The organism is Streptomyces sp. NBC_00433 (assembly GCA_036015235.1).
Classification (GTDB): domain Bacteria; phylum Actinomycetota; class Actinomycetes; order Streptomycetales; family Streptomycetaceae; genus Actinacidiphila.
The window spans coordinates 3,085,599-3,108,389 of record CP107926.1; the positions used below are offsets into that span (position 1 = coordinate 3,085,599).

Sequence of the window (22,791 nt, forward strand, 5' to 3'; positions counted from 1 at the left end):
CAGAGTCCGCACAGCATCTGGGACGATGCCTCGATGGTGCTGTCGATCGTTACCGCGTTGGCCAGGAACCTGGTCATGGTGCCCGTTGCCGTGCTGCGCAGCCGCGTGGCCAAGGACGCGGAGGTGTTGGCGCTCCGGCACCAGATTGCGGTGCTGCGCCGTCAGATCGCGCGGGTCCACTACGAGCCAGCCGACCGGATCTGGCTGGCCGCGCTCTCGCGATTGGTCCCCCGCGGGCGATGGCGCGAGGTCTTCGCGGTCACGCCGACCACGCTGCTGCGCTGGCACCGGGAGCTCGTCAAGCGGAAATGGACGTTCGCCCAGCACCGTCGTCGCCCGGGTCGCCCCTCCACTGCGCCGACGGTCAAGCAGCTCATCCTGCGCTTGGCCCGCGAGAACAGTAGCTGGGGGCACCGCCGCATACAGGGCGAACTCGCCCGCCTCGGCTTCCCGATCGCCCCCTCCACGGTCTGGGAGATCCTGCACGCCGCCGGCATCGACCCCGCCCCGCAGCGATCCGGACCGACCTGGCGCCAATTCCTCACCGCCCAGGCCCACGGCATTATCGCCGCCGACTTCCTGCACCTCGACACCATCACCCTCAAACGCCTGTACGCCCTGGTCTTCATCGAGCACGGCACAAGGCGCGTTCACCTCGCCGGCATCACCGCCCACCCCACCGCCGAGTGGACCACGCAACAGGCAAGGAACCTCACCATGACGCTGGGATGCCGGATGGACTCACTACACTTCCTGCTCCGCGACCGAGACTCGAAGCACACCCGGTCATTCGACACCGTCTTCACGGCAGACGACGTGGAAGTCCTACTCAGCCCACCACGGCCACCGAAATCCAACGCAATCTGCGAACGAGTCATCGGCACCCTACGCCGCGAGATCCTCGACCGGACACTCATCCACAACGAAGCCCACGCCCACGCAGTACTCACCGCCTACCTCAAGCACTACAACCAGCACCGCCCCCACCAATCCCGACTACAACTACCCCCGGACAGCAGCGAACCACCGACCCCGGCCACCGTCACCGACCTCCACGCCCATCGCATCCAGCGACATCCCGTCCTCAACGGCCTCATAAACGAGTACCACCACCCGGCCTGACCAAGCCGCATCACCGCAGCTCACAGGTCTGAACCGTATTTCCGAGCGGCACACGCCTCCCGCAGGCTCGCCCCTCCCCAGCCGCGCGGGGCATACTGCCTGTATGCAGCCAGGGGTGCGCTACGCGGACATCCGCCCATACACGGTTCCCGAGGTGCTCAACGAGTTGGCCGGGCCGACGAGCGGGATCGTCAGCCTGCCCCTGAGCCTGGACTGGTCCCAGCAGAGCCGCTACGACCTCAGCATCGACAAGGACCGGCGTCGCCTCTACGAGACAGTCATCCGCGAAGCCATGGACGTCTCCGACCTGCGGATGTTCCTCGACGAAGGATTGCTGCTGCGTCTGTGGCCCTCGCTCTGGCTCCCTGTACGCGCGAAATCGCTGTGGCAGGAGAGATTCCCCCAGCTGAGGCCCGCTGCCGCCGCATAGTGTGATCCGCATGGACCACCTCCACGCCCGTCTCACCCGGCTCGCCCTGGCGGCCGCAGCCGGGGACGGCTTCGTACTCGCCGGCGGATACGCCGTCCAAGCCCACGGCATCCTGAACCGCGTCTCCGACGACGTCGACCTCTTCACCAATCAGGGTGATCCGCAAAGATTCGGCACCGCGGTGGACGCAGTACAGGACGCCTACACGTCCGACGGACTGACGGTCGAGGTGATGCGATCCGGAGACTCCTCGCCCGCCTTCTGGTCACCGATGAAGACGGCCGACAGACGAAGGTAGAGATGGGCTACGACTGGCGCGCTGAACCGCCCGTCATGATGGAATTCGGCCCGGTCCTGCACCCCGACGACGCCGTCGCCAACAAAGTCTCCGCCCTCTACTCCCGCGCGGAAGCCCGCGACTACGTCGATATTCACGCCGCGCTCACCAGCGGACGCTACTCGGCAGAGGACCTCCTGCGCCTGGCCGAAGAGCGCGATCCGGGCTTCGACCACCCCATGTTCGCCCAGGCGCTGCGCGCCTCACGACGCTGGGACGACGAGGACTACATGAGGTACGGCCTCGACGCCGAAGCCGTCACCCGCCTGCGTTCCGCAATGGAGTCATGGGCCGATGAACTGGAACTCGACCCCCGACAGGCCGGCGGGCAGCCGCAGTCACCGGGCACCCACCGGAACCCCACCACCCAGCCGCCGACCAGCCATCTAACTGCCAAGGCCCCGAGGCCTCTACCAGGCGACGACTCTGGGACCAGCAGGAACCACTGACCGCCCGCCGGGGTTGCGTCCTTGGAAGTGGTGTAGCGGGTTGGACCTGATGCGGGGGTTTGCTCCGGCGTCCGGGTTGGTGCCCGCATAGAGAGACGGCCACCGGCTGATCTTCGAAGTGTCGAAGCCTCGAAGGAGATCAGCACGATGACCGCACCAAACAGTCTGCCCCTGCATGCCCTCACCGAGGACAACCTCGCTTCGGCGAGTCCGGATCTGCTGCGGGCGATGGTCAAGACGTTCACCGACGCGTTGACGCCACCGCCTACCTCCTCGGCGTCAGCACCCGCCGGGTGGAGAAACTCGCCCAGCCCCTCGGCGTGACCCAGCTGTCGAAGTCACAGGTCAGCGCGATGGCGAAGCACCTGGACGAGCAAGTCGCGGCTTTCCGGAACCGGCCGCTGGACGCCGGGCCGTATGCGTTCGTCTGGGTCGACGCCCTCACCCAGAAGGTCCGTGAGGAAGGCCGGATCATCAACGTCCACGCCCTGGTCGCGGTCGGCGTCAACGCCGACGGACACCGCGAGATCCTCGGCTTGGACGTGGCCACCGCCGAGGACGGCGCCGGCTGGCCGGCGTTCCTGCGATCGCTGACCGCCCGCGGCCTGGGCGGAGTCCAGCTCGTCGTCTCCGACGCCCGCACCGGACTCGTGGCCGCGATCGGAGCCGTCCTGCCAAGCGCATCCTGGCAGCGCGGCCGCACCCACTATGCGAGGAATCTGCTCAGCCAGGTTCCGAAATCTGCCCAGCCCTGGGTGGCCACCTTGCTGCGGACCGTTTTCGAGCAGCCCGATACCGACGCGGTCAACGCCCAGATGCGGCACGTCCTGGACGCCCTGGAGACCAAGTTCCCCAAGGCCGCCGACCACCTCGACGCCGCCCAAGCAGACCTGCTGGCCTTCACCGCGTTCCCCCGCGAAATCTGGCGGCAGATCTGGTCCAACAACCCCCAAGAGCGGCTGAACAAGGAGATCCGCCGCCGCACCGATGTCGTCGGGATCTTCCCCGACCGCACCGCCGCCATCCGCCTGATCGGCGCCGTCCTGGCCGAGCAGAACGACGAATGGACCGAAGCCCGCCGCTACATGAGCCGTGAACTCCTCACCAAAACCCGAACCCACCCGAACGAGTCACAAAACGACGAGACCACCCTGCCCACCCAACTCACCGCATAGCCTCAAAACAAGATCACCGAGTGGCCGTCGATACCACTCCAGCGGACATGACCGGGGGTTTTTGCTTGCAGCAGGTCTAGGCCACTACAGGCGCCCAAAGGCACCTCCAGGGCGGAGTCTGTGGCGCATTTGTGGCGCGAAATCGCGGCGCGGTTCAGCGTCGAGCGCCGAACGGGGTGCGGCCTCGGACAGGTGTCCGGGGCCGCGTCGGGTCGTGCAGAGAGGGCGCGGACCCCGCTCCAGCTCCCGCTCCAGTCTGGCGATCTGGTCTTCGCTGAGCCGAGGCCTTCCTGGAGACCCCTTCGACAGGACTCCCGCTACTCCGCTCTCACGCCAGGGTGCCGGCAGCCAACTGTCAGGCGAACGGCTCCGACATCACCCGATCAAGGTCAGCAGCTCTGGAGGCGTCGGAGAAGGCTGTGGGCCTGGCGGGGACACCTGGGAAATTCTCGTGCCGGGTGACCAAGGTGACGCGGTACGCCGCTCCATAGGGGAGGGGTCCGGGTGCTTCCTGAGTGGGCGAGTTCCGGGAACACTCCTTTCCTTGGCCGGCTGACGGACCTGTTTCCGTGGGCGGCGTCAGCGTCGGCCCTCTCTGTCCTGGTTGAGGAATCGTTCCAGTGCGGTGTTGAACGGGGAGCCGGTGTTCTGCGTGCCGTGCCCGCCGGGGATGATCAGCCGGTCACCGGCCGTCTGGTCGGCGAGCGCGTCGCTGATGTCCTCGAACATCTGGCGCTGACCGCCGCTGATGACCAGCTTGCCGAACGGCGTGGCACGCAGCGCCGCCAGGTCGACTGCGGCGTCCCAGGGCCATCGCACGCTGCGGCGTGCCATCCGGGCGAAGGACACCAGCGGTTCCGGGAGCGGTTCCGGGTAGCTTGCTGTCGGTTCCAGTACGGCGAACAGGGTGCGGAAGAAGTCCTCCGGACGGTCCGGCGGCGCCGCGATCAGCTTCCGCATCGCCCGTTCGTACTGGTCGACCGCGGGCTTGCCGCGGGCGATCGCGCTGAGTGGGCTTTCGATCATGGTGAGTGAGCGCACTCGATCGGGGCGACGCAGTGCCGCTTCCATCGCGCCGAGAGTGCCGTAGGACTGCGCGACCAGGTGTCCACCGCCGTCGAACTCATCGAGCAGCTCCGCTACCAGCCGCCCGTCCTGGAGGTAGTCCTCGGGGTCTCCTTGGGCGCTGCTGCCGTAGTTGAGTCGGGAGATGACGACCAGTCGCCAGCGTTCGGCCAACGGTATTTGGGTGTGCCAGGCGTCCAGCCCGCCGAAGGCGCCGCCGTGGACGAACACGATCGGCTCGCCGGCGCCGAACTCCACGATGTGCATTCCCCCTGGGCCGAATCTCTCGGACCCCTGTGGCACGGCCGGTGCGGCGGAAAGCAGCGTCGAGAGAACCCGGTCGCGCAGGCCCTGGACCGTGGGCGTGTCCAGGAACCAGGCGGCGGGCGGTGATGTGCCCAGCGCCGCGGCCACCCGCTCCCTGATCTCCATCGCGAGCAGCGAGTCCATTCCGAGCTCGTGCAGCGGTACGTCCGGTGTGATGCCCGCGCGCTCGGTGCCGAGCACGCCTGCCGTCTGGTCGATCAGGACGGATTCGACCAGGCCGGCGGCCGCTTGGTGGTCACCGCGACGGACCAGTTCGGCGAGTCGGGCCGACTCGTCCGGACTGTTCACGAGGGCAGCGGCCGGCACGCGCGGCCTGGCGACGGGGGCGGTCCTGATCGCGTGCTCGAGCGCGTCGCGATCGGTGATCTTCAGATGCGCGCCGGTTATGCGCGCCACATCGGTACCGTTCTCGCTGGTGAGAGCGATGTCCGCGCAGACCGTCCCGGTTGGCGTGGGGTCGTCTCTGAGCACAATGTGGCAGAGCAGTTGGCTGCCGTCGTAACCCTGGAACGAGTACTCTTCGATCTCCAGGAGTATGACGACGGCCTGCTGTGATGTGCTTGGCGGGAGGCAGGCGAACGTCATCTGCAGCACCGAGTCGATGATTCCCGGGTGCAGGTGGTAGCCCTGGCGCAGTTCTTCCTCGTCCGCCGCGCGTAACCATGCGACGGCTTCGCCGTCGCGGCGCGCGATCCGCGCCAGCCATCGCGCCGACCGTCCCAGATGGATCTTGCGCTGCCACAATGACCGGTAGAAGGTCCTGCCGTCGATCTGCTCGGTGCAGCGGGTGAGTGCGTCGTCCATGTCCGCCGGCGCCTGTGGTCTCGGCGCCGAGCCGAGCGTTCCTTGGGCGTGCAGGACCCATTGCCCGGTTTCCTGCCGTCTGCTGTGGTAGCTGAACCGGGTCCGGCCACCGGCGGAGTCGGCGAGCACCAGCTGGCTGGTCACCCGGCCGTTCTCGGGCAGGACCATGGCCTGCGGGATGGTCAGTCCTTCGAGTCGTATGGCCGCGTCACCGCGGGTCCGTTCGGCCGCCTGGGCCACGGCCTCGATGTAGAAGCCGGCGTTGACCACCGTGGTGGACCCGGATGTGCAGTCGGCTAGACCGGGATGCAGGTCCACGGTGAGGTCCGCCTGGAACTGGGCGGCATCCAGCGGAGAGCTGACCGGAAAGCCGAGCAGGGTTGCGCTGGGCTCCGAAAGGCTCGCCACCGGCTGTGGTAAGGCGACCGGGACGGTCTGTTCCGGCACGGTGAACCAGTGCCGCTTGCGCGTGAACGCGTACGTCGGCAGCTCGACCCGACTGCGGCGGTATGCGCTGTCCAGGCCGCCCCAGTCGATCTGCACCCCCGCGACGTACGCCTCTCCCAGACTGCGCAGCAGCATGCGCCAGTCGTCGTTCCCCTTGCGCATCGACGGGAGCAGCCGATGGTCCCCGTCCGGCATGCCGTCCCTGGCGATGCCGCACAGATGCGGTGACGGGCCGATCTCGACCAGCACCTGGCAGCCGAGTTCGGTCAGTGTGGCCAGACCGCCTGCGAACTGGACAGGCTGGCGCGCGTGGTTGCGCAGGTAGGCGGCGTTCATCGAGTCCGGCCCGAGCACCTCGCCGGTGAGGTTGGAGATCAGCGGCAGGTCCGGTGCGCGGTAGGCACGTTCGGCTGCGGACTTCTCGAACTCGTCGAGCACCGGGTCGAGCAGCGGCGAGTGGAATGCCTGAGAGACCGCCAGGTCCCTGCTTTTCACACCACGCTGGGCGAGCTGGTCGAGGACGCGGCGCAGCACCTCGCTGACGCCGGAGAGCACCACGTGCCGCGGGCCGTTGACCGCCGCGATCGCCAGGTCGTCCGGGTACGGGGCGACGGCTTCCCGCACCTCGTCGAGGGGGGCGAAGACGGCCGCCATGGCGCCTCCCGCGGGGAGGCGGTCCATCAGGCGTGCCCGTTCGGCAACCAGCGCCAGACCGTCTTCCAAGGTGAACACGCCCGCCATGCAGGCAGCCGCCAGTTCGCCGACGCTGTGGCCGAGCACAGCGTCTGGGACCACACCCCAGCGCACCCACAGCCGCGCCAGCGCGTACTGCAGGACGAACAACGCCGGCTGCGTATAGCGGGTCCGGTCGAGCAACCCGTCCGGCTCCCTCTCGCCGAACATCACGGCGAGAAGCCCCGGCTCCAGACGTCCGCGCAGGATGTCGTCGCAGTGGTCGAGATCCGCACGGAACGCGGGCTCCGTGTCGTACAACTGCCGTGCCATCCCGACGTACTGGGAGCCCTGACCGGTGAACAGGAAGCCGACCTTGGGGCGGCCGGTGCGCACTGTCCCGGCACGCACGTCCCGGTCGGCTTCGCCCCGCAGGTAGTGGTCGAGGCGATCACCCAGCCGGGCGCTCGTGTCGGCGACGACGGCGAGACGGTGCCGGAAGTGCGCCCGGCCGGTGTTGGCGGTGAACGCGACGTCCGCGAGCTCCGGATCGTTCTGCGACAGGAGCCGACGGTACCTGTCGGCCAGCTGGGCGAGGGCTTCGTCGTCGCGGGCGGACAGTGTCACCAGATGGACCGGGCGCTCGACACCCGTCCGCGCCTGCTCGGCTACGGGCCCCTCCTCAAGGACGAGGTGGGCGTTCGTGCCGCTCGCCCCGAACGAGCTGACACCGGCCAGGCGGGGCCGGGATCCCCGCTGCCACGGGAGCAGTTCGGTCGCCAGCCGCACGGGCAGCGCGTCGATGCCGATGTCCGGGTTGACCTCCCGCAGGTGCAGCAGCGGGGGAATCTCCTCGTTGCGCAGGGCCAGCACGGTCTTGATCAGGCCGGCGACACCCGCGGCGGCCTCCAGGTGCCCGATGTTCGTCTTCACCGAGCCGAGCACGACCGGTCGCGCCGGGTCACGCTGCGGCCCGAGTACGGCGGACAGGGCACGCACCTCGATGGGGTCTCCCAGCGCGGTGCCCGTGCCGTGGGCCTCCACGTAGTCGATGTCGGAACCCGCCACGCCGGCGGCTGTCAGCGCGTCGCGGATGACCTTCTGCTGGGCCTGGGCATTCGGGACGGTGATCCCGCTGCTGCGACCGTCGTGGTTGACCGCGGAGCCGCGGATGAGCGCGAGGATCCGGTCGTTGTCGCGCTGTGCCGCGGACAGGCGTTTGAGGACCACCACACCGCAGCCTTCGCCCCGGACGTAGCCGTTGGCGGACCTGTCGAAGGTTTTGCACCGGCCGTCGGGGGAGAGCATGCCGGCGTTGCCCACCACCAGGAAACCCTCCGGTGCGAGCAGCAAATTCACGCCACCGGCCAGTGCCGTGTCGCAGTCGCCCGTACGCAGGCTCTGGCAGGCCTGGTGCACCGCCACCAGCGAGGACGAGCATGCGGTGTCGATGGACAGGCTCGGCCCTTGCAGGCCGAGCCAGTAGGAGAGCCTGCCCGCCATGAAGGTCGACGCCGAGCCGCTCATGACGTATCCGTCCAGCTCGGCGGGCGGCAGGTGCTTGAGGAGCGTCATGGTGTAGTCGAACCCGGTGACCCCGACGAAGACCCCCGTCCGGGTGCCGCGCAGCTGGTCCATCGGTGCACCGGCGTCTTCGAGCGCTGCCCAGCCCACCTCGAGGAAGAGACGCTGCTGCGGATCCATGTGCTCCGCCTCGCGGGGGGAGATACCGAAGAACGCCGCGTCGAAGCTGTCGACCCCGTCGAGGAACGAGCCGCGCCAGGTCTGCCCGAGACCGGCGGGAGCCACGGCGCTCCAACGCGACGACGGCACTTCGGTCACCGCGTCGGTGCCGCTGCGCACCAGTTCCCAGAATGCGCCGGGATGGTCAGCCCCCGGCATCCGGCAGGCCATGCCGACGATGGCGATCGGTTCGGTTCGTGCCCGCTCCCCTGCCTCCACCGTCTCGCGCAGCTCGCGTATCTCGGCGATCGCGCGTCGCACGGCGACATCGCGTCGGTCTTCCTGGCCACTCATCGCGTTCGTACCCCTTCGCGAGTGCTTCGGGAGTGCTCGATCTCGGCTTCCAGCAGAGCGACCAGATCATCGCCGTACATGTCCGGTGCGGCGCGTTCCGGCGGCTCAGGAACGTGGGATGGCAGTACGTCGGCGGGCGCCGGCTCCGGTGTGCCGGCCGAGGAGTCGGACAGGAAATCCACGAGTGCCGCCACGGTGGGCTGCTCGAACAGCACGGTGCTGGGCAGCTCTGTCCGCAGACGGGTTTCGAGTTCCTTGCGCAGCTCGACGGCCAGCAGCGAATCCATGCCCAGCTGGAAGAAGCCGTCGTCCTGGTCGATGTCGCCGGCCGGCAGTGCGAGGAGATCGGACGTGAGGCCCACCACCAGGTCGAGCAGTTGCTCTCGGCCCGCGCGCGAGACGGCGCGGACGACCGGCGGTGCCTTGACCTTGACCGGCCTGACCGGGGCGCGTTCCTTCACGGGCGTCGCGGTGGGAGCAGCCTCAGGTACCGCAGGGGGCCAGTAACGCGCTCGCTGGAATGCGTACGTCGGCAGTTCGACCGGACGGACGTCATCGCCGAAGACCCGCCGCCAGTCGAGCGCCATCCCGTGCACGTGTGCCTGTGCCAGGGCGTGGAGGAAAGCGTGCTGCCCGTCCTCGTCGGGTGCGGGAACCACGATGACCGGTGCCTGCTTGCCCGACGCTTCGACCGTACGGCGCAGTTGGTCGGTCAGCGCCGGATCACGGCCGAGCTGGACGACGGCGTTGTGTCTTTGCGCCAGCAGGTCGGGAACCGCCTCGGCGGTGATCACCGTGACCGCGTCCGCACCGGTGCACTGCTGCCACAGCTCGGCCAGGTCGTCCCCGGACAGGGGGTCGGGGCTGACAAACACCGGCCGGATGGTCCGAGCCGTGGCGGTGACGACACGGGCGTCGTCCACACCGTCCGCCACCGCGGCAAGCCCCGCGAGCAGTTCCGCGCGAGTCCCGGCAACCACCGTGGCCCGGTGCCGCAGTGCACTGCGGGTGGTCGCCGCCGACCACCCGATGTCGGCGACGGCCAACTCGGGCCGAGCCGTCACGTGGTCGTGGAGCCGCTGCGCCTGCGCGCGCAGGGCGTCCCGGGTGTGACCGCAGACCGGCACCACGACCGGCACGGGCGGCGCAGCGGCATCGTTGACGGCCGCAGGTGTGGACACGGCGGCCTGCTCGATGATCACGTGCGCGTTGGTCCCGCTCATCCCGAACCCCGACACCGCCGCTCGTCGCGGCTGCGGCCACGGTTGTTCCTCGGTGAGCAGCCGCACCGTGTCGGCCGACCAGTCCACCTGCGGGCTGGCCTGACCGGCGTGCAGCGTCCTGGGCATCAGGCCGTTCCGCATGGCCTGGACGACCTTGATCACGCCGCCGACGCCGGCCGCGGCCGCGCTGTGCCCGATGTTCGACTTGAGCGAGCCGAGCCAGACCGGCCGATGAGCGGGTCTGCGCACGCCGTAGGTGGCCAGCAGCGCGTTGGCCTCGACCGGGTCGCCGAGCGCGGTGCCCGTCCCGTGTGCCTCGACGAGGTCGATGTCCTCGGGGCTCAGCCCGGCATGTGCCAGTGCCGAACTGATGACCCGCTGCTGGGCCAGGCCGTTGGGCGCGGTGAGGCCGTTGCTGGCGCCGTCGGAGTTGACGGCGCTGCCACGCACGACTGCCAGGATCTGGTGGCCCAGCCGGCGGGCGTCGGGCACCCGTTCCAGCACGAGCATGCCCGCGCCCTCGGCCCACCCGGTGCCGTCCGCGCCCGCGCCGAACGCCTTGCACCTGCCGTCGGCGGCCAGTCCGCGCTGCCGGCTGAAGGCCACGAAAGCCTCCGGCGTCGCCAGCACGGTCGCGCCGCCGGCGAGCGCGAGGCTGCTTTCACCGGACCGCAGTGACTGGGCGGCCATGTGCAGGGCCACCAGGGACGACGAGCACGCGGTGTCCACCGTCACCGCCGGTCCCTGGGTTCCCAGGCAGTAGGCGATCCGTCCCGAGGCGACGCTCGGCGCCCGTCCCGTGCCTTGGTAGGCGCTCAGTTCGTCGCTCCGGCACTCGTAGTCCTGCATCGCGATGCCGACGAAGACGCCGGCCTCGGTGCCGCGCAGGGACCCTGGGTCGATACCGGCGTGCTCGCATGCCTCCCACGCGGTCTCCAGCAGCAGCCGTTGCTGCGGGTCCATGGCCAGGGCCTCGGGATCGGTGATTCCGAAGAACGACGGGTCGAACCCGGCGGCATCGTCGAGGAATCCGCCCTCGCGGGTGTAGCTGGTGCCGGGATGATCGGGGTCGGGGTGGAAGAGGTCGCTCGGCCAGCCGCGGTCAGTGGGGAAGCGGGAGATCGCGTCTACCCCGTCCGCAACCAGGCGCCACAGGCCGTCCGCGCTGGTCACTCCGCCCGGGTAGCGGCAGGCCATCCCGACGATGGCGATCCCCTCGTCCTCCTGCGGGTGCGGCGGGTCGGAGACGGCTTCCTGCGGCCGCAGGACGCTCAGAGATGCCAGTAGCGCCTCGGGCGTGGGGTGCTCGAAGGCGAAACTGCTCGGCAGGGTCAGGCCGGTCGCGGACTCCAGGCGCCGGCGGAGCTCCATGACACCGACCGAGGTCAGGCCCAGGTCGCGGAAGCTGGTCGTCAGCTCGACGGCGTCGGGTTCGCCGATGCCGGTGACCGCGGCGAGGTTCTGGACGAGCACCGACTCCAGCCAGGCCGGGGAGGCCTCGTGCGGCGGGGTGCCGGGGTCCGGCTCCGGCTTGTCACCGGCGGGTTCACTGGTCGGTGCGGGGGACCGGGCGACGGTGTGCGACCACCAGTACCGCTGGTTCTGGAACGCGTAGGTCGGCAACTCCACGCGCCGCGGGTCGGCCTCCGCATATACCGCGGCCCAGTCGACTTCGGCGCCGTGGGCGTGGATACCGGCCAGCGCGGCCTGGACTGCGCGCACCTCCGATCCGTCCGCCCGAACGGCCGGGATGGTGACCGCGCCGGGCCGGACGTCGAGGCAGTCCCCTGCCAGTGCCGCGGCGCTGCCGTCGGGACCCAGGTCGACGAACACGGTCGCACCGAGGTCGCGCGCGGCACGGATGCCGTCCAGGAAACGCACGGGGTGCCGTGCCTGCCGCACCCAGTGCGTCGGCACTGTCAGGTCCGCGTCGGTATCCAGGCAGGAGATGACCGGGATCCGTGGCGCCCGGTGTACGGCACCGGCGACGAACGCCTCGAACTGGCCGAGCATCGGGTCGAGATGAGCCGAATGGAAGGCGTGGCTGACCCGAAGTGTCGTGGCCCGGTGGCCGGCGGTCTTCCACTGCTCGACAAGTTGCAGCACCGCGGCGTCGTCACCGGAGACCACCACGGAGGACGGCCCGTTGACGGCGGCGATCTCCACTCGCCCACCGAAGGGGCGCAGCGCGGCCAGCACGTGCTGCTCGTCCGCCTGCAGCGCTGCCATGGCGCCGCCGGCCGGCAGCGCGCCCATCAGCCGGCCGCGCGCCGCCACCAGCGCAGCGGCCTCGGGCAGCGTCCAGACCCCGGCCACGTAGGCCGCGGTCAGCTCGCCGATCGAGTGACCGATCAGCACGGTGGGCCGCACTCCCCACGACCGCAGCAGGGCGTACAGCGCAGCCTCGAAGGCGAACAGCGCCGGCTGCGCGAACACGGTGTGGTCCAGCAGCGCCTTGCTCTCCGGGCCGGTGCTGAACATGACCTGACGCAGCGGCTGTTGCAGGTGCTGGTCCAGCTCCGCACAGATCTCGTCGAGGGCAGCGGCGAACACCGGGTACCGCTCGTGGAGTTGCGCTCCCATGCCGGCTCTCTGAGTGCCCTGACCGGCGAACACGAACGCGAGTCCCGCTTCCTGCGCGGTGCCGGTCACCACGTTCGCATGGTGAAGGCCGCCGGCAACGGCGTCGAGCCCTTGGCGCAGATCCTCGAGCGCGTGAGCCGTGACGACGGCCCTGCGCTCGAAGTGCGAGCGGGTGGTCGCCAACGAGAAGGCGAGATCGGGCAGCCGCACCTCATGGCTGTCGAGATGGGTCCGCAGCGCGGCAGCCTGCGCACACAATGCGGCCGGGCTTCTGGCGCTGAGGGTGAACAGCAGCGGGCCGTTCGGCTGCGGGTCCACGCGATCCTCGCGGAGCTCGTCCTCGCCGGCGCCGGCCTGTTCCAGGACGAGATGGACGTTCGTGCCGCTGATGCCGAACGACGACACCCCGGCCCGGCGCGGCCGGGACACATCCGGCCATGCCCGCGCCTCGTCCAGTATCCGGACGTCTCCTGCGGCCCAGTCGACGTGGGGCGTCGGACTGTCGACATGCAGCGTCGCGGGGAGCCAGCCGGCGCGCAGCGCAAGCACCGTCTTGATCACGCCGGCCATGCCGGCGGCGACCTGCGGGTGCCCGAAGTTCGACTTGAGCGAACCGATCAGCAGGGGCTCGCCGCCCGCGCGGTCCCGCCCGTAGGTGTCCAGCAGCGCGTCGGCCTCGATGGGATCACCGAGCTTCGTGCCGGTTCCGTGCGCCTCGACGACATCGACATCCGCCGGGGACAGGCCGGCGTCGGCCAGCGCCGCCCGGATGACGTCGCGCTGCGCGGTCCCGCTGGGAGCGGTCAGACCGTTGCTCGCACCGTCCTGGTTGATCGCCGACCCGCGGATCACGGCCAGCACGGGAAGGCCCAGCCGCTCGGCCTGTGACTGGCGGGCGAGCAGCACCACGCCGACGCCTTCGCCGAGCACCGTGCCGTCGGCCGACGCGGCGAACGGCTTGCAGCGGCCGTCGGCGGCCACTCCTTGCTGGACGCTGAACTCCACCAGCGCCTCGGGGGCGGCCATCACCGAGCCGCCCGCGGCCAGTGCCAGGTCGCAGTCGCCCGCACGCAGTGCCCGCATGGCCTGGTGGATGGCTGTCAGCGAGGTCGAGCACGCGGTGTCGAGTGTGATGGCCGGCCCTCGCAATCCCAGCAGGTAGGAGATCCGTCCTGAGGCGACGCAGACCGCGCTGCCGAGCGGGGCGTATCCGGCCAGTTCGGGTGGTGTCCGGTCCATTCCGGGGTAGTAGAAGGACTCGCCGATACCCGCGAAGACGCCGGTCCGGCTGCCACGCAGCCGCAGCGGATCCATCCCGGCTCTCTCGACCGCTTCCCAGGCGGTTTCCAGCAGCAGTCGCTGAGCGGGATCGATCGCCACTGCTTCCCGGGGGGAGATGTCGAAGAAGGCGGGGTCGAACTCACCGGCGCAGTCGAGGAAACCGCCATGGCGCGTATAGCTCCGGCGGGGGCGGCCGGGAACCGGGTCGTACAGCTCGTCCACGTCCCACCCCCGGTCCTCCGGTAACGGGGACACCACGTCGGCCCCGTCGCACAGCACTCGCCACATGTCCTGAGGCGTACGGACGCCGCCGGGAAGACGGCACGCCATCGACACCACGGCGACCGGCTCGGTCGGCATGGCGCGCAGAGCGGCGTTCTCCGCGAGCAGCCGCTGGTTCTCCTTGGCGCTGTGCCGCAGCGCGGTGACGATCTCCTCCCGCGTGGTCACCGGCGCTCACGTTCCACTTCGGTGGAACCGGGGTTCACCATGGCCACAAGTGCCGTGATGTCCATCTCGTCGATCTGTTCCGCCGAGACCACCTCCGCCGTATCCGGCGCAGCCGCGGCGGAAACGGCTTCGGGGGACGCGCCGTCGCCGTTCTCCGCCGATGGCCCGAGCAGCGTGGCGAGGTGTTCGGCCAGTTCGGCGGGGTTGGGGTACTGGAACACCACGGTGGGCGCCAGCCGGACACCGGTCTGGGAGGTCAGCTTGTTGCGCAGCTCGACCGCGGTGAGCGAGTCGATACCCAGCTCCTTGAACGCCCGGTCGCGTCCGATCGCCTCCGGGCCGGAGTGGCCGAGCACGGCGGCCGCGTGCGCCCGGACGATCGCCACGAGCGCTGCGGTTCGTTCGGGTGCAGCCATCCCCGCGAGCCTGCTTGGCAGTGACCTGTCCGAGGTCGTGGAAGGGCTGCCGGCGGCCACCCGGCGGGCGGGCGCCGCGAGGCCGCGCACCAGCGGAGAAGCCCCGCTGCCGCTGATCTCCACGTTCATCGCGGCGGTGGCCAGCACCGCCCCGCCGTCCGAGCGTGCCGCGTCGAACAGGGCCAGCCCCAGCTCATCGGGCATCGGTCGCATGCCGCTGCGAGCCAGCCGTTCGCGGTCCAGGTCGGCCAGGTGGGCGGTCATCCCGCTGGCGCTCTGCCAGAATCCCCAGGCCAGGGATTGGCCGGGCAGGCCGGCGGCCTGCCGCCGGACGGCGATCGCGTCCATCGCGGTGTTCGCCGCGGCGTAGTTGGCCTGCCCCGGTGAGCCGAGCGTGCCGGCCATCGACGAGAACAGCACGAACATCGCAAGGTCGAGGTGACGGGTGAGCTCGTCGAGGTGGGACGCCGCGTCCGCCTTGGGGCGGAAGACCGCCTCGAACCGCTCGGGCGTCAAGGACTCGACGGTGCCGTCGTCGAGGGTGCCCGCGGCGTGCACTATTCCGGTCAGGCCGGAACCGATTCCGGCCACCAGGGCTTCCGCCTGGGGCCGTTCGGCCACGTCACAGGCGACCACCCGGGCATGTGCTCCGAGCTCGGCCAGTTCCGCCACCAGTTCGGTGCTGCCCGGGGTGTCCGGCCCCCGGCGGCCGGTCAGCACCAGCTCCCGGACGCCGTGTTCGGCCACCAGGTGCCGGGCCAGCAACCGGCCCAGTTTGCCGGTGCCGCCGGTGATCAGAACGGTACCTGCGGGCTCCAGCGCCCGCGGCAGGGTGAGCACGTTCTTGCCGACGTGCTTGCCCTGGCGCATGAAGCTCATCGCCTCACGGGCCTCCCGCACGTCCCAGGCTCGCAGCGGCGGCAGTTCGGTCAGTTCACCGGTCTCGAACAGACTCAGGACATCGCTCAGCAGGCGGCCCAGCACGTCGGCATCCATAGCCGTCAGATCGAACGGCCGGTAGGCGACGTCCAGCGCGGTGGGGTCACGCAGGTCGGTCTTGCCCATCTCGACGAATCTGCCGTTCGAGTCGAGCAGCTGCAGGGAGGCGTCGAGCAGCTCGCCGGTCAGTGAGTTCAACACGACATCCACCGTCCCGAACCGATCGGCGAACTCCGCTGTGCGGGACGAGGCGATGTGGTGGTCGTCGAGTCCGAGTCCGCGCAGCACCGGCCACTTTCCGGGGCTGGCCGTGCCGAACACCTCGGCGCCGAGCCACTTGGCCACATGGACCGCGGCCACGCCGACGCCGCCGGCTGCGGCGTGCACCAGCACTCGTTCGCCGGGGCGCACACCGCCGACGTCGCGGAGTCCGTGCAACGCGGTCATGTAGGCGACAGGGACCGACGCCGCCTGTGCGAACGACCATCCGGCCGGGATGCGGGCCACCAGCCGCCGGTCGGCGATCACCACGGAGCCGGCCCTGTCGGGCCAGTAGCCCAGGACCCGGTCGCCGACCTTCAGGCCGGACTCTCCGGGGGCGACCTCCACCACCACACCGGCGCCTTCCAGACCGGTCGTCGACGAGCCGGGCACCATTCCCAGTGCGATCAGGACGTCCTTGAAGTTCAGCCCGATCGCGCGGGCCGCGATACGGACCTGCCCGGCCTCAAGCGGCGTGCTCGCGGATTCGTCCGGCACAGCGGCCAGACTTGTGAGCGTGCCGACCTCGGTGGCGGTCACGTGCCACGACGGTGCCGCCGGGAGGATCATCCGCCGCGGGTCGGCCGCCCGTACCAACCGGGGCACCGACACGATGTCACCACGGATCGCCAGCTCGGTCTCGCCGAGAGCGAGCGCGGACGACAGCGACGCATCCGATGTGTCCCGGTCGTCCACATCGACGAGCACGAAACGGCTGCCGTGCTCGGCTCTGGCCGTGCGCACCAGACCCCATACGGCCGCCTGGGCCGCGTTCACCTCGTCGCCCGGATCGCACACCACGGCGTTGTGTGTCACCAACGCCAGCATCGCCGACCCGGTGCTGTCCTCGCGCAGCAGCCACTGCACCGCAGCCAATGCCCACGCGGCGGCTCGCCGCGGGTCGGTCTCCTCGCAGCGGCGCACGGTGATGTCCAGGATCGGGCCGCCGGCTCCTGGCGGTGCCGCGACCGCGGACCACTGGACGCGTAGCAGTGAGTCCGCGGTCGACAGCCGGCCGGCGGACAGCTGATCCAGCGAGAGCGGGCGGGTCGTCACGGCCTCGATCGACAGAACGGGCTGGCCGGCGGGGTCGGTGGCGGTGATCGCGACCTCGTCGCCGTGGAAGGCCAGCCGCACCCGTAGTGCCGATGCTCCCGCGCTGTGCAGCCGCACCCGGTTGAACGTGAACGGCACGCGCGTCTGTCCACTCGCGGCGGAGTCGACGGCTGCCGGCAGCAACGCCGCGTCCAGGAGAGCCGGATGCAGGATGAACCGTCCCGCGTCGGCCCGGACCGGTTCGGTGAGGGCCGCCTCTGCGAACATCTCCGTACCCCGACGCCAGGCCGCCCGCAGACCGCGGAACGCCTCGCCGTAGAAGTAGCCCGCAGCGGCGAGTTGGTGATGGAAGGCTTCCACGTCGATCGGGTCGGCACCGGTCGGCGGCCAGGCTTCCGCGCCGTCCTGCTCATCCTGCCCGGCCGGCAGGACCGACCCGGTCGCGTGACTGGTCCAGCTACCGCCGACGGTGCTGCGGTCGCCCGCCGCGAGACGGGAGCGGACGCTCGCTTTCCGCCGCCCGGTGTCGTCCTGACCGCCGATGACGACCTGCACCGCGACCGCGTCCTGCCCGGGAAGCACCAGCGGTGCGGCCAGCACGAGTTCCTCCAGGAAACCGCAGCCGACCTCGTCCGCGGCCCGGACGACCATCTCGACCAGCGCCGCGCCAGGCACGATGACCGAGCCGTGCACACCGTGATCGGCCAGCCAGGGATGCGTGCGCGTGGACAGCGTGCCGCTCAGCAGCACGCTGTCGTCGGCGAGTTCGACCGTCGCTCCCAGCAAGGGATGGCCGGTCGACCCGAAGCCGTGCAAGGCCGAACTCGCGGTCGCCGATGCGTTGCCCAACCAGAACCTCTGCGTCTGGAACGCGTAGGTGGGCAGATCCACCCGGCGGGCGTCGAGACCGGCGAACAGGGCTTCGCCGTCGATCGGCAGACCGTCCACGAACGCCTGGGACACGTAGCGCATCACGTGCTGCACGGCACTGTCCGTGCCCGCCTCACCGCGGCGCAGCGAACCCACCGTTGCGGCCTCGGGGGCGCCGGCTTCCGCGGCCACCTCCTCGATCGCCGCCAGCAGCAGGGGGTGGGGGCTCGCTTCGACGAAGTGAAGGACGCCGTCACCCAGCACGGTGCGGACGGCGTCAGCGAACCGCACCGTCTGCCGGAGGTTGGTGTACCAGTACTCCGCCGTCAGCGCGGCGGTGTCGAAGAGCTGTCCGGTCACGGTGGAGTAGAAGGGAACCGCCGATGTCCGCGGCGCGATGCCGGCCAGTTCGGCGAGCAACTCCTCGCGGATCTGCTCCACTTGTGCGGAATGGCTGGCGTAGTCCACCGGCAGCATGCGCGCCCGCTCGTCCTTGGCGGTCAGGTCGGCGACCAGTTCCTCCAGCACGAGGCGGGGACCCGCGAGCACCGTCGCACTCGGCCCGTTGACCACCGCGATGCTCACGCCCTCGGCGAGGTGGGGCCGTACCTGCTCGGGTGTCATGGCGAACGAGGCCATCGCGCAGTCGCCGGTCAGGTTCCTGATGGCCTTGCTGCGCAGCGCGACCACCTTCGCCGCGTCGTCCAGCGACAATGCACCCGCGACGCACGCGGCGGCGATCTCACCCTGCGAATGACCGACGACGCACGTCGGTTGCACGCCGTAGTGCGCCCACATGCGGGCGAGCGAGACCATCATGGCGAACAGCGCCGGTTGCACCACGTCGACCCGGTCCAGCGACGCTGCACCCGGTGCACCGTTCAGGACGTCGAGCAACTCCCAGTCGCAATAGGGCGCGAGAGCCTGGGCGCACTCGTCCAGGCAATCGGCGAAGACCGGCGACGCCTTCGCCAGTTCCCTGGCCATCCCCGGCCATTGCGCCCCCTGGCCGGGGAAGACGAATGCCGTACCGCCGGAGGTCTTGGTCCGTCCCGCCACGACGGACTCGGCGGGTCTGCCCTCCGCGATCGCGTTGAGCCCGGTCGTGAATCGCTCGAGATCGGAGGCGATCACGACGGCCCGATGCTCGAACCGTGCGCGGCTCGTGGCGAGCGAGAATCCGACGTCGACCAGGTCCAGTCCCGGATGCGCGGCCACATGCCGTCGAAGAGCCAGCGCCTGGTCGCGTAACGCCTCCTCGGTGCGTCCGGACAGGACCCACGGCACGATCGCGGCGTCGCCCCGGTCCGCTGTCCGCACCGGGGCGAGTTCCTCGGCCGGCGGGGCCTCTTCGAGGACGACGTGCGCGTTGGTCCCGCCTATGCCGAACGAGGAGACCGCGGCACGCCGCGGCCGTTCTCCGCGCGGCCAGGGGGCCGCCTCCTCCAGCAGCTGTACGGAACCGCTCGACCAGTCGATCCGGCTGTTCGGCTTGTCGACGTGCAGGGTCCGGGGCAGCACGTCCTGCCGCATCGCCTGGACCATCTTGATGACGCTTCCGACCCCGGCCGCCGCGGTGGTGTGACCGAGGTTGGACTTCAGCGAGCCCAGCAGCAGCGGCCGGTCCGACGCCGGCCGCTGCCCGTAGGTGGCCAGGATCGCCTCGGCCTCGATCGGGTCGCCGACGCTGGTCCCGGTGCCGTGCGCGTCGACTGCGTCGACCTCGTGCACGGCCAGACCCGCATCGGCCAGCGCCCGGCGGATCAACCGCTCGTGGGCGCCGCTGTTGGGCACGGTGAAGCGGTTGCCGTCGCCGTCGTGGTTGACCGCCGAGCCGCGGACGACCCCCAGAACGCGACGGCCCGCGCGTTGCGCGTCGGACAGCCGGGCCAGCAGCAGCAGGCCCACTCCCTCGCTCCATGCCGCGCCGTCGGCCGACTCCGCGAACGCCTTGCACTTGCCGTCCGACGCCAGTCCGCCCTGTCTGGTGAATTCGGTGAACTGCCCCGGGGTCGCCTGGAACGAGGCGCCTCCGACGAGAGCCATCGAACTCTCACCCGAACGCAACGACTGCATCGCCAGATGCACACCGACCAAAGAGGCCGAGCAGCCGGTGTCGACAGTGATGCAGGGCCCGGACAGGCCGAAGAAGTGGGAGAGCCGGCCGGATGCCGCGCTGTGCATCGTCCCGGTCATCAGCTTGCCCTCGACATCCGCGGCGGATTCGTGCCACAGCGGCCCGTACTCCGGACTGTGGATGCCGACGAACGTCCCGACGTCCTGGCCGCGCACGGCGTCCGGAACGATCCCCGCGTGCTCGAACGCCTCCCACGCCGTCATCAGCAAAAGGCGCTGCACCGGGTTCATCGCCACCGCGTCGCGCGGCGAGATCCCGAAGAAGTCGGCGTCGAACATGGCGGCATCGGCCACGACACCGCCGCAGTAGCGGCTCGAACTTCTCCCCGGCAGTGTTTCGTCCGGATGAAACAGCCGCCCCAGGTCCCAGCCGCGATCCTGCGGCATCTCGGCCACGGCGCACCGCTCGGCCGCGACGAACTCCCACAGGTCTTCCGGAGACACGATATCCCCCGGATATCGGCAAGCCATCCCTATGATCGCTATAGGCGCGGCGACGTGATCACCGGGCAGTTGTCTCATCACTCTGGGCGTCCTCATTCTCTACGAGGTCGTGGACACAGGGGAGGAACTCTTCGGAACGATGGTTACGGTGGAGTTACGAATAGCTGCGCCACACCCTCGGGGCGGCAGAGAATTGCGAACGACCGATTGCATCGTCGTGAACGCGATGGAGAAACCGGCGCCCGAAAGGTGAAGATCAACGAAAGTCAGGGGCTTCGCAGAACGCGCCGCCCTTACGTTCTCTCCGCTTCCGGGGTAACGCCGACCGCGGGCCTGTTCGGCCGGAAATCGGCGAGCCGGCGACTGCCTTGTGCGGACTCTCGTTTCTGCCCGGGTTCTGGCGCCGCGCTGCTTGTATTGCAGTCCGGTCGCAGTCCGGCGGTGAGATCGGCACGAGCCATTCGGGAGCCTCGGCACTCGTGTGTGCGGTGGCTGACGCGGGTCAGGCACCCCTGCTGACCTGGCCGTCAAGAAGCTCTTGGCGCACGTGCGTCATGCCGCCCCTGAGGAGAGGGGCGGACCGGTCGCTCACTCTCACAATGCTGATCTGTCATCGGACTCGCCAGGGTCATCGATCCGGGAACCCGGTCTGGCGATCACGCGGACAAAGTGAGTCGGTACGTTAAGTCGTGGCGCGACTCTATACCGTGACCGTCACGGAAGCAAGGGCCGCAAGGCCGGTGCCGTTCGGGTCGTGGAACGCTTGACGCACTCCCTGCGTGGAGGCGAAGCTGCTCGGAAAAGGTAATTCGGCATTGGAAGATCGCCACCCCGGGAAGGCACACCCACGGACGGGACATCGGTTTTGCGCCAACGGTGTCCCAGCCGTCCGGTTCCGTGCTGCACGGCTCTCGGTCACGCCCGCACAGCGCCTCTTCCGCGACAGTGTGGGAATCAGCCACGCCACGACCTGAATGCCCGCCCTACCCGCACTTATCTGCCTCAACGCAGCCTTTGGCAATCGCCGGGCTCGGAGCGAAGGGTTATGCTATGACGAGCGCAATTGAGGCTTCACAGGTCCAGATCATGCGCATGTTGCAAGCGCCATTGGTCACCCAGGCGCTGACCGTGGCCGCCGAGTTGGGGATCGCCGATCTCGTCGCCGGGGGACCACGCACCGTGGAGGATCTCGCGGCCCAGGTCAAGGCCGATCCTGCCGCGCTGTACCGGCTGTTGCGGGCGCTGGCCGGGTCGGGTGTCTTCACCGAGGTGTCCCCCCGGACGTTCGCCTCCACCGCGCTCGCCGAGCCGCTGAGGCAGGACGGGGAGGGCTCCCTGCGGAACATCACGAGGCTGTGGGGGATCCCGGAGCGGCAGGCGGCCATCGGGGCGCTGCTGCACAGCGTGCTCACCGGTGAGCCGTCCTTCCCCCACCTCCACGGCATCACCTGGTGGTCGCACCTGGCGGCGCGACCCGACCAGGCCGCGGTTTTCGCCGCCGCCATGGGGGATCTGTCCCGGCGTCTGCACGCGGCCGCGTGCGACGCCTACGACCTGTCGCACGTGGGAGAGCTGGTGGACGTCGGTGGCGGGCACGGGCACCTCGTGGCCGCGCTGCTGCGCCGCCACCCCGCCCTCAGGGCCACCGTCTTCGACCAGCCGGACGTGGTCCAGCACGCCTCGGACGTCCTGGCGGGAGCGGGGGTTGCGGACCGGGCGCACGTCGTGGGCGGCGACTTCTTCGCCGAGGTGCCCGCAGGCGCCGACGCCTACCTGATGTCGATGATCCTGCACGACTGGGACGACACCGGGGCGCTGTCCGTCCTGAAGAACGTGCGGCGGGCCATGGGCGCAGGCAGCGAACTGCTGGTGATCGACCTCATCCTGCCGGAGGGCGATGTCCCGCACGTCGGCAAACTGAGCGACCTCGTCATGCTCACCCTGCATCCCGGACAGGAGCGCACGAGGGCAGAATTCGAAAACTTGTTTGAGTGTGCGGGGCTGCGGCTGCGCGAGACGCGTGACATGGCGTCCTCCACCGGTCTGCTGGTCGCAGTCCCAGCATCCTGACCGCGTGCGCCGCCTGCGCAAAGTCCTGGTGAAAGCCCTGTACTCCGCGATGGAGCAGGGGAGCTGCGCAGTCATCCGCTGAACCACATCCGGTGCCGGGTTCCGAAGCAGGCCAGGTCCGTCGACCCGATGGGCGGTCGAGGCCTCCCGATCCTCGACCACGCGCCGGCCCCATGGCACCCCCGTTGCCCAGCGGA

8 protein-coding genes and 3 pseudogenes are annotated in these 22,791 nt (G+C 69.9%); 6 read left to right on the forward strand and 5 right to left on the reverse strand.

What is annotated here, in order from left to right; genetic code table 11:
• Positions 1 to 33 precede the first annotated feature (33 nt).
• The 5 genes and pseudogenes from OG900_12750 (at position 34) to OG900_12770 (ending at position 3,513) form a co-directional block, all read left to right on the forward strand.
• A complete protein-coding gene (locus OG900_12750; GenBank protein ID WUH95735.1) occupies positions 34 to 1,122 on the forward strand; it encodes an integrase core domain-containing protein in 1,089 nt (362 codons plus the stop codon).
• Between the two features lie 103 nt (positions 1,123 to 1,225).
• Positions 1,226 to 1,552, forward strand: coding sequence for a hypothetical protein (locus tag OG900_12755; protein WUH90877.1), 327 nt, complete (start codon positions 1,226 to 1,228; stop codon positions 1,550 to 1,552).
• Positions 1,553 to 1,562: 10 nt separating this feature from the next.
• The gene (locus OG900_12760; protein WUH90878.1) at positions 1,563 to 1,850 is read left to right on the forward strand and encodes a nucleotidyl transferase AbiEii/AbiGii toxin family protein; all 288 of its coding nucleotides are present in this window, start codon (positions 1,563 to 1,565) and stop codon (positions 1,848 to 1,850) included.
• Positions 1,851 to 1,852: 2 nt separating this feature from the next.
• Positions 1,853 to 2,338: a nucleotidyl transferase AbiEii/AbiGii toxin family protein gene (locus OG900_12765; GenBank protein ID WUH90879.1), complete on the forward strand. Its 486-nt coding sequence runs from the start codon at positions 1,853 to 1,855 to the stop codon at positions 2,336 to 2,338.
• A 251-nt stretch (positions 2,339 to 2,589) separates the two neighbouring features.
• Positions 2,590 to 3,513: pseudogene (locus tag OG900_12770) on the forward strand (IS256 family transposase).
• Positions 3,514 to 4,092: 579 nt separating this feature from the next.
• Here the strand turns inward: OG900_12770 and OG900_12775 are convergent.
• From OG900_12775 to OG900_12795, 5 genes and pseudogenes are all read right to left on the reverse strand, one after another.
• On the reverse strand, positions 4,093 to 8,865 hold the full coding sequence (locus OG900_12775) for an alpha/beta fold hydrolase (GenBank protein ID WUH90880.1): 4,773 nt from the start codon (positions 8,863 to 8,865) through the stop codon (positions 4,093 to 4,095).
• A complete protein-coding gene (locus tag OG900_12780; GenBank protein ID WUH95736.1) occupies positions 8,862 to 9,452 on the reverse strand; it encodes a phosphopantetheine-binding protein in 591 nt (196 codons plus the stop codon). Before OG900_12780 ends, OG900_12775 begins: the two co-directional genes overlap by 4 nt.
• Before the next feature lie 390 nt (positions 9,453 to 9,842).
• Positions 9,843 to 11,306, reverse strand: a pseudogene (locus OG900_12785) (polyketide synthase).
• Positions 11,307 to 11,378: 72 nt separating this feature from the next.
• A pseudogene (locus OG900_12790) lies at positions 11,379 to 14,312 on the reverse strand (acyltransferase domain-containing protein).
• Positions 14,313 to 14,398: 86 nt separating this feature from the next.
• Positions 14,399 to 20,602 (reverse strand): type I polyketide synthase, encoded by a 6,204-nt coding sequence (locus OG900_12795; protein ID WUH90881.1) that lies wholly within the window; start codon positions 20,600 to 20,602, stop codon positions 14,399 to 14,401.
• Positions 20,603 to 21,610: 1,008 nt separating this feature from the next.
• On the opposite strand from OG900_12795, the gene OG900_12800 reads away from it, so the two are divergent.
• Entirely contained in the window at positions 21,611 to 22,594 is a 984-nt protein-coding gene (locus OG900_12800) for an acetylserotonin O-methyltransferase (GenBank protein WUH90882.1), read from the forward strand.
• Positions 22,595 to 22,791 lie beyond the last annotated feature (197 nt).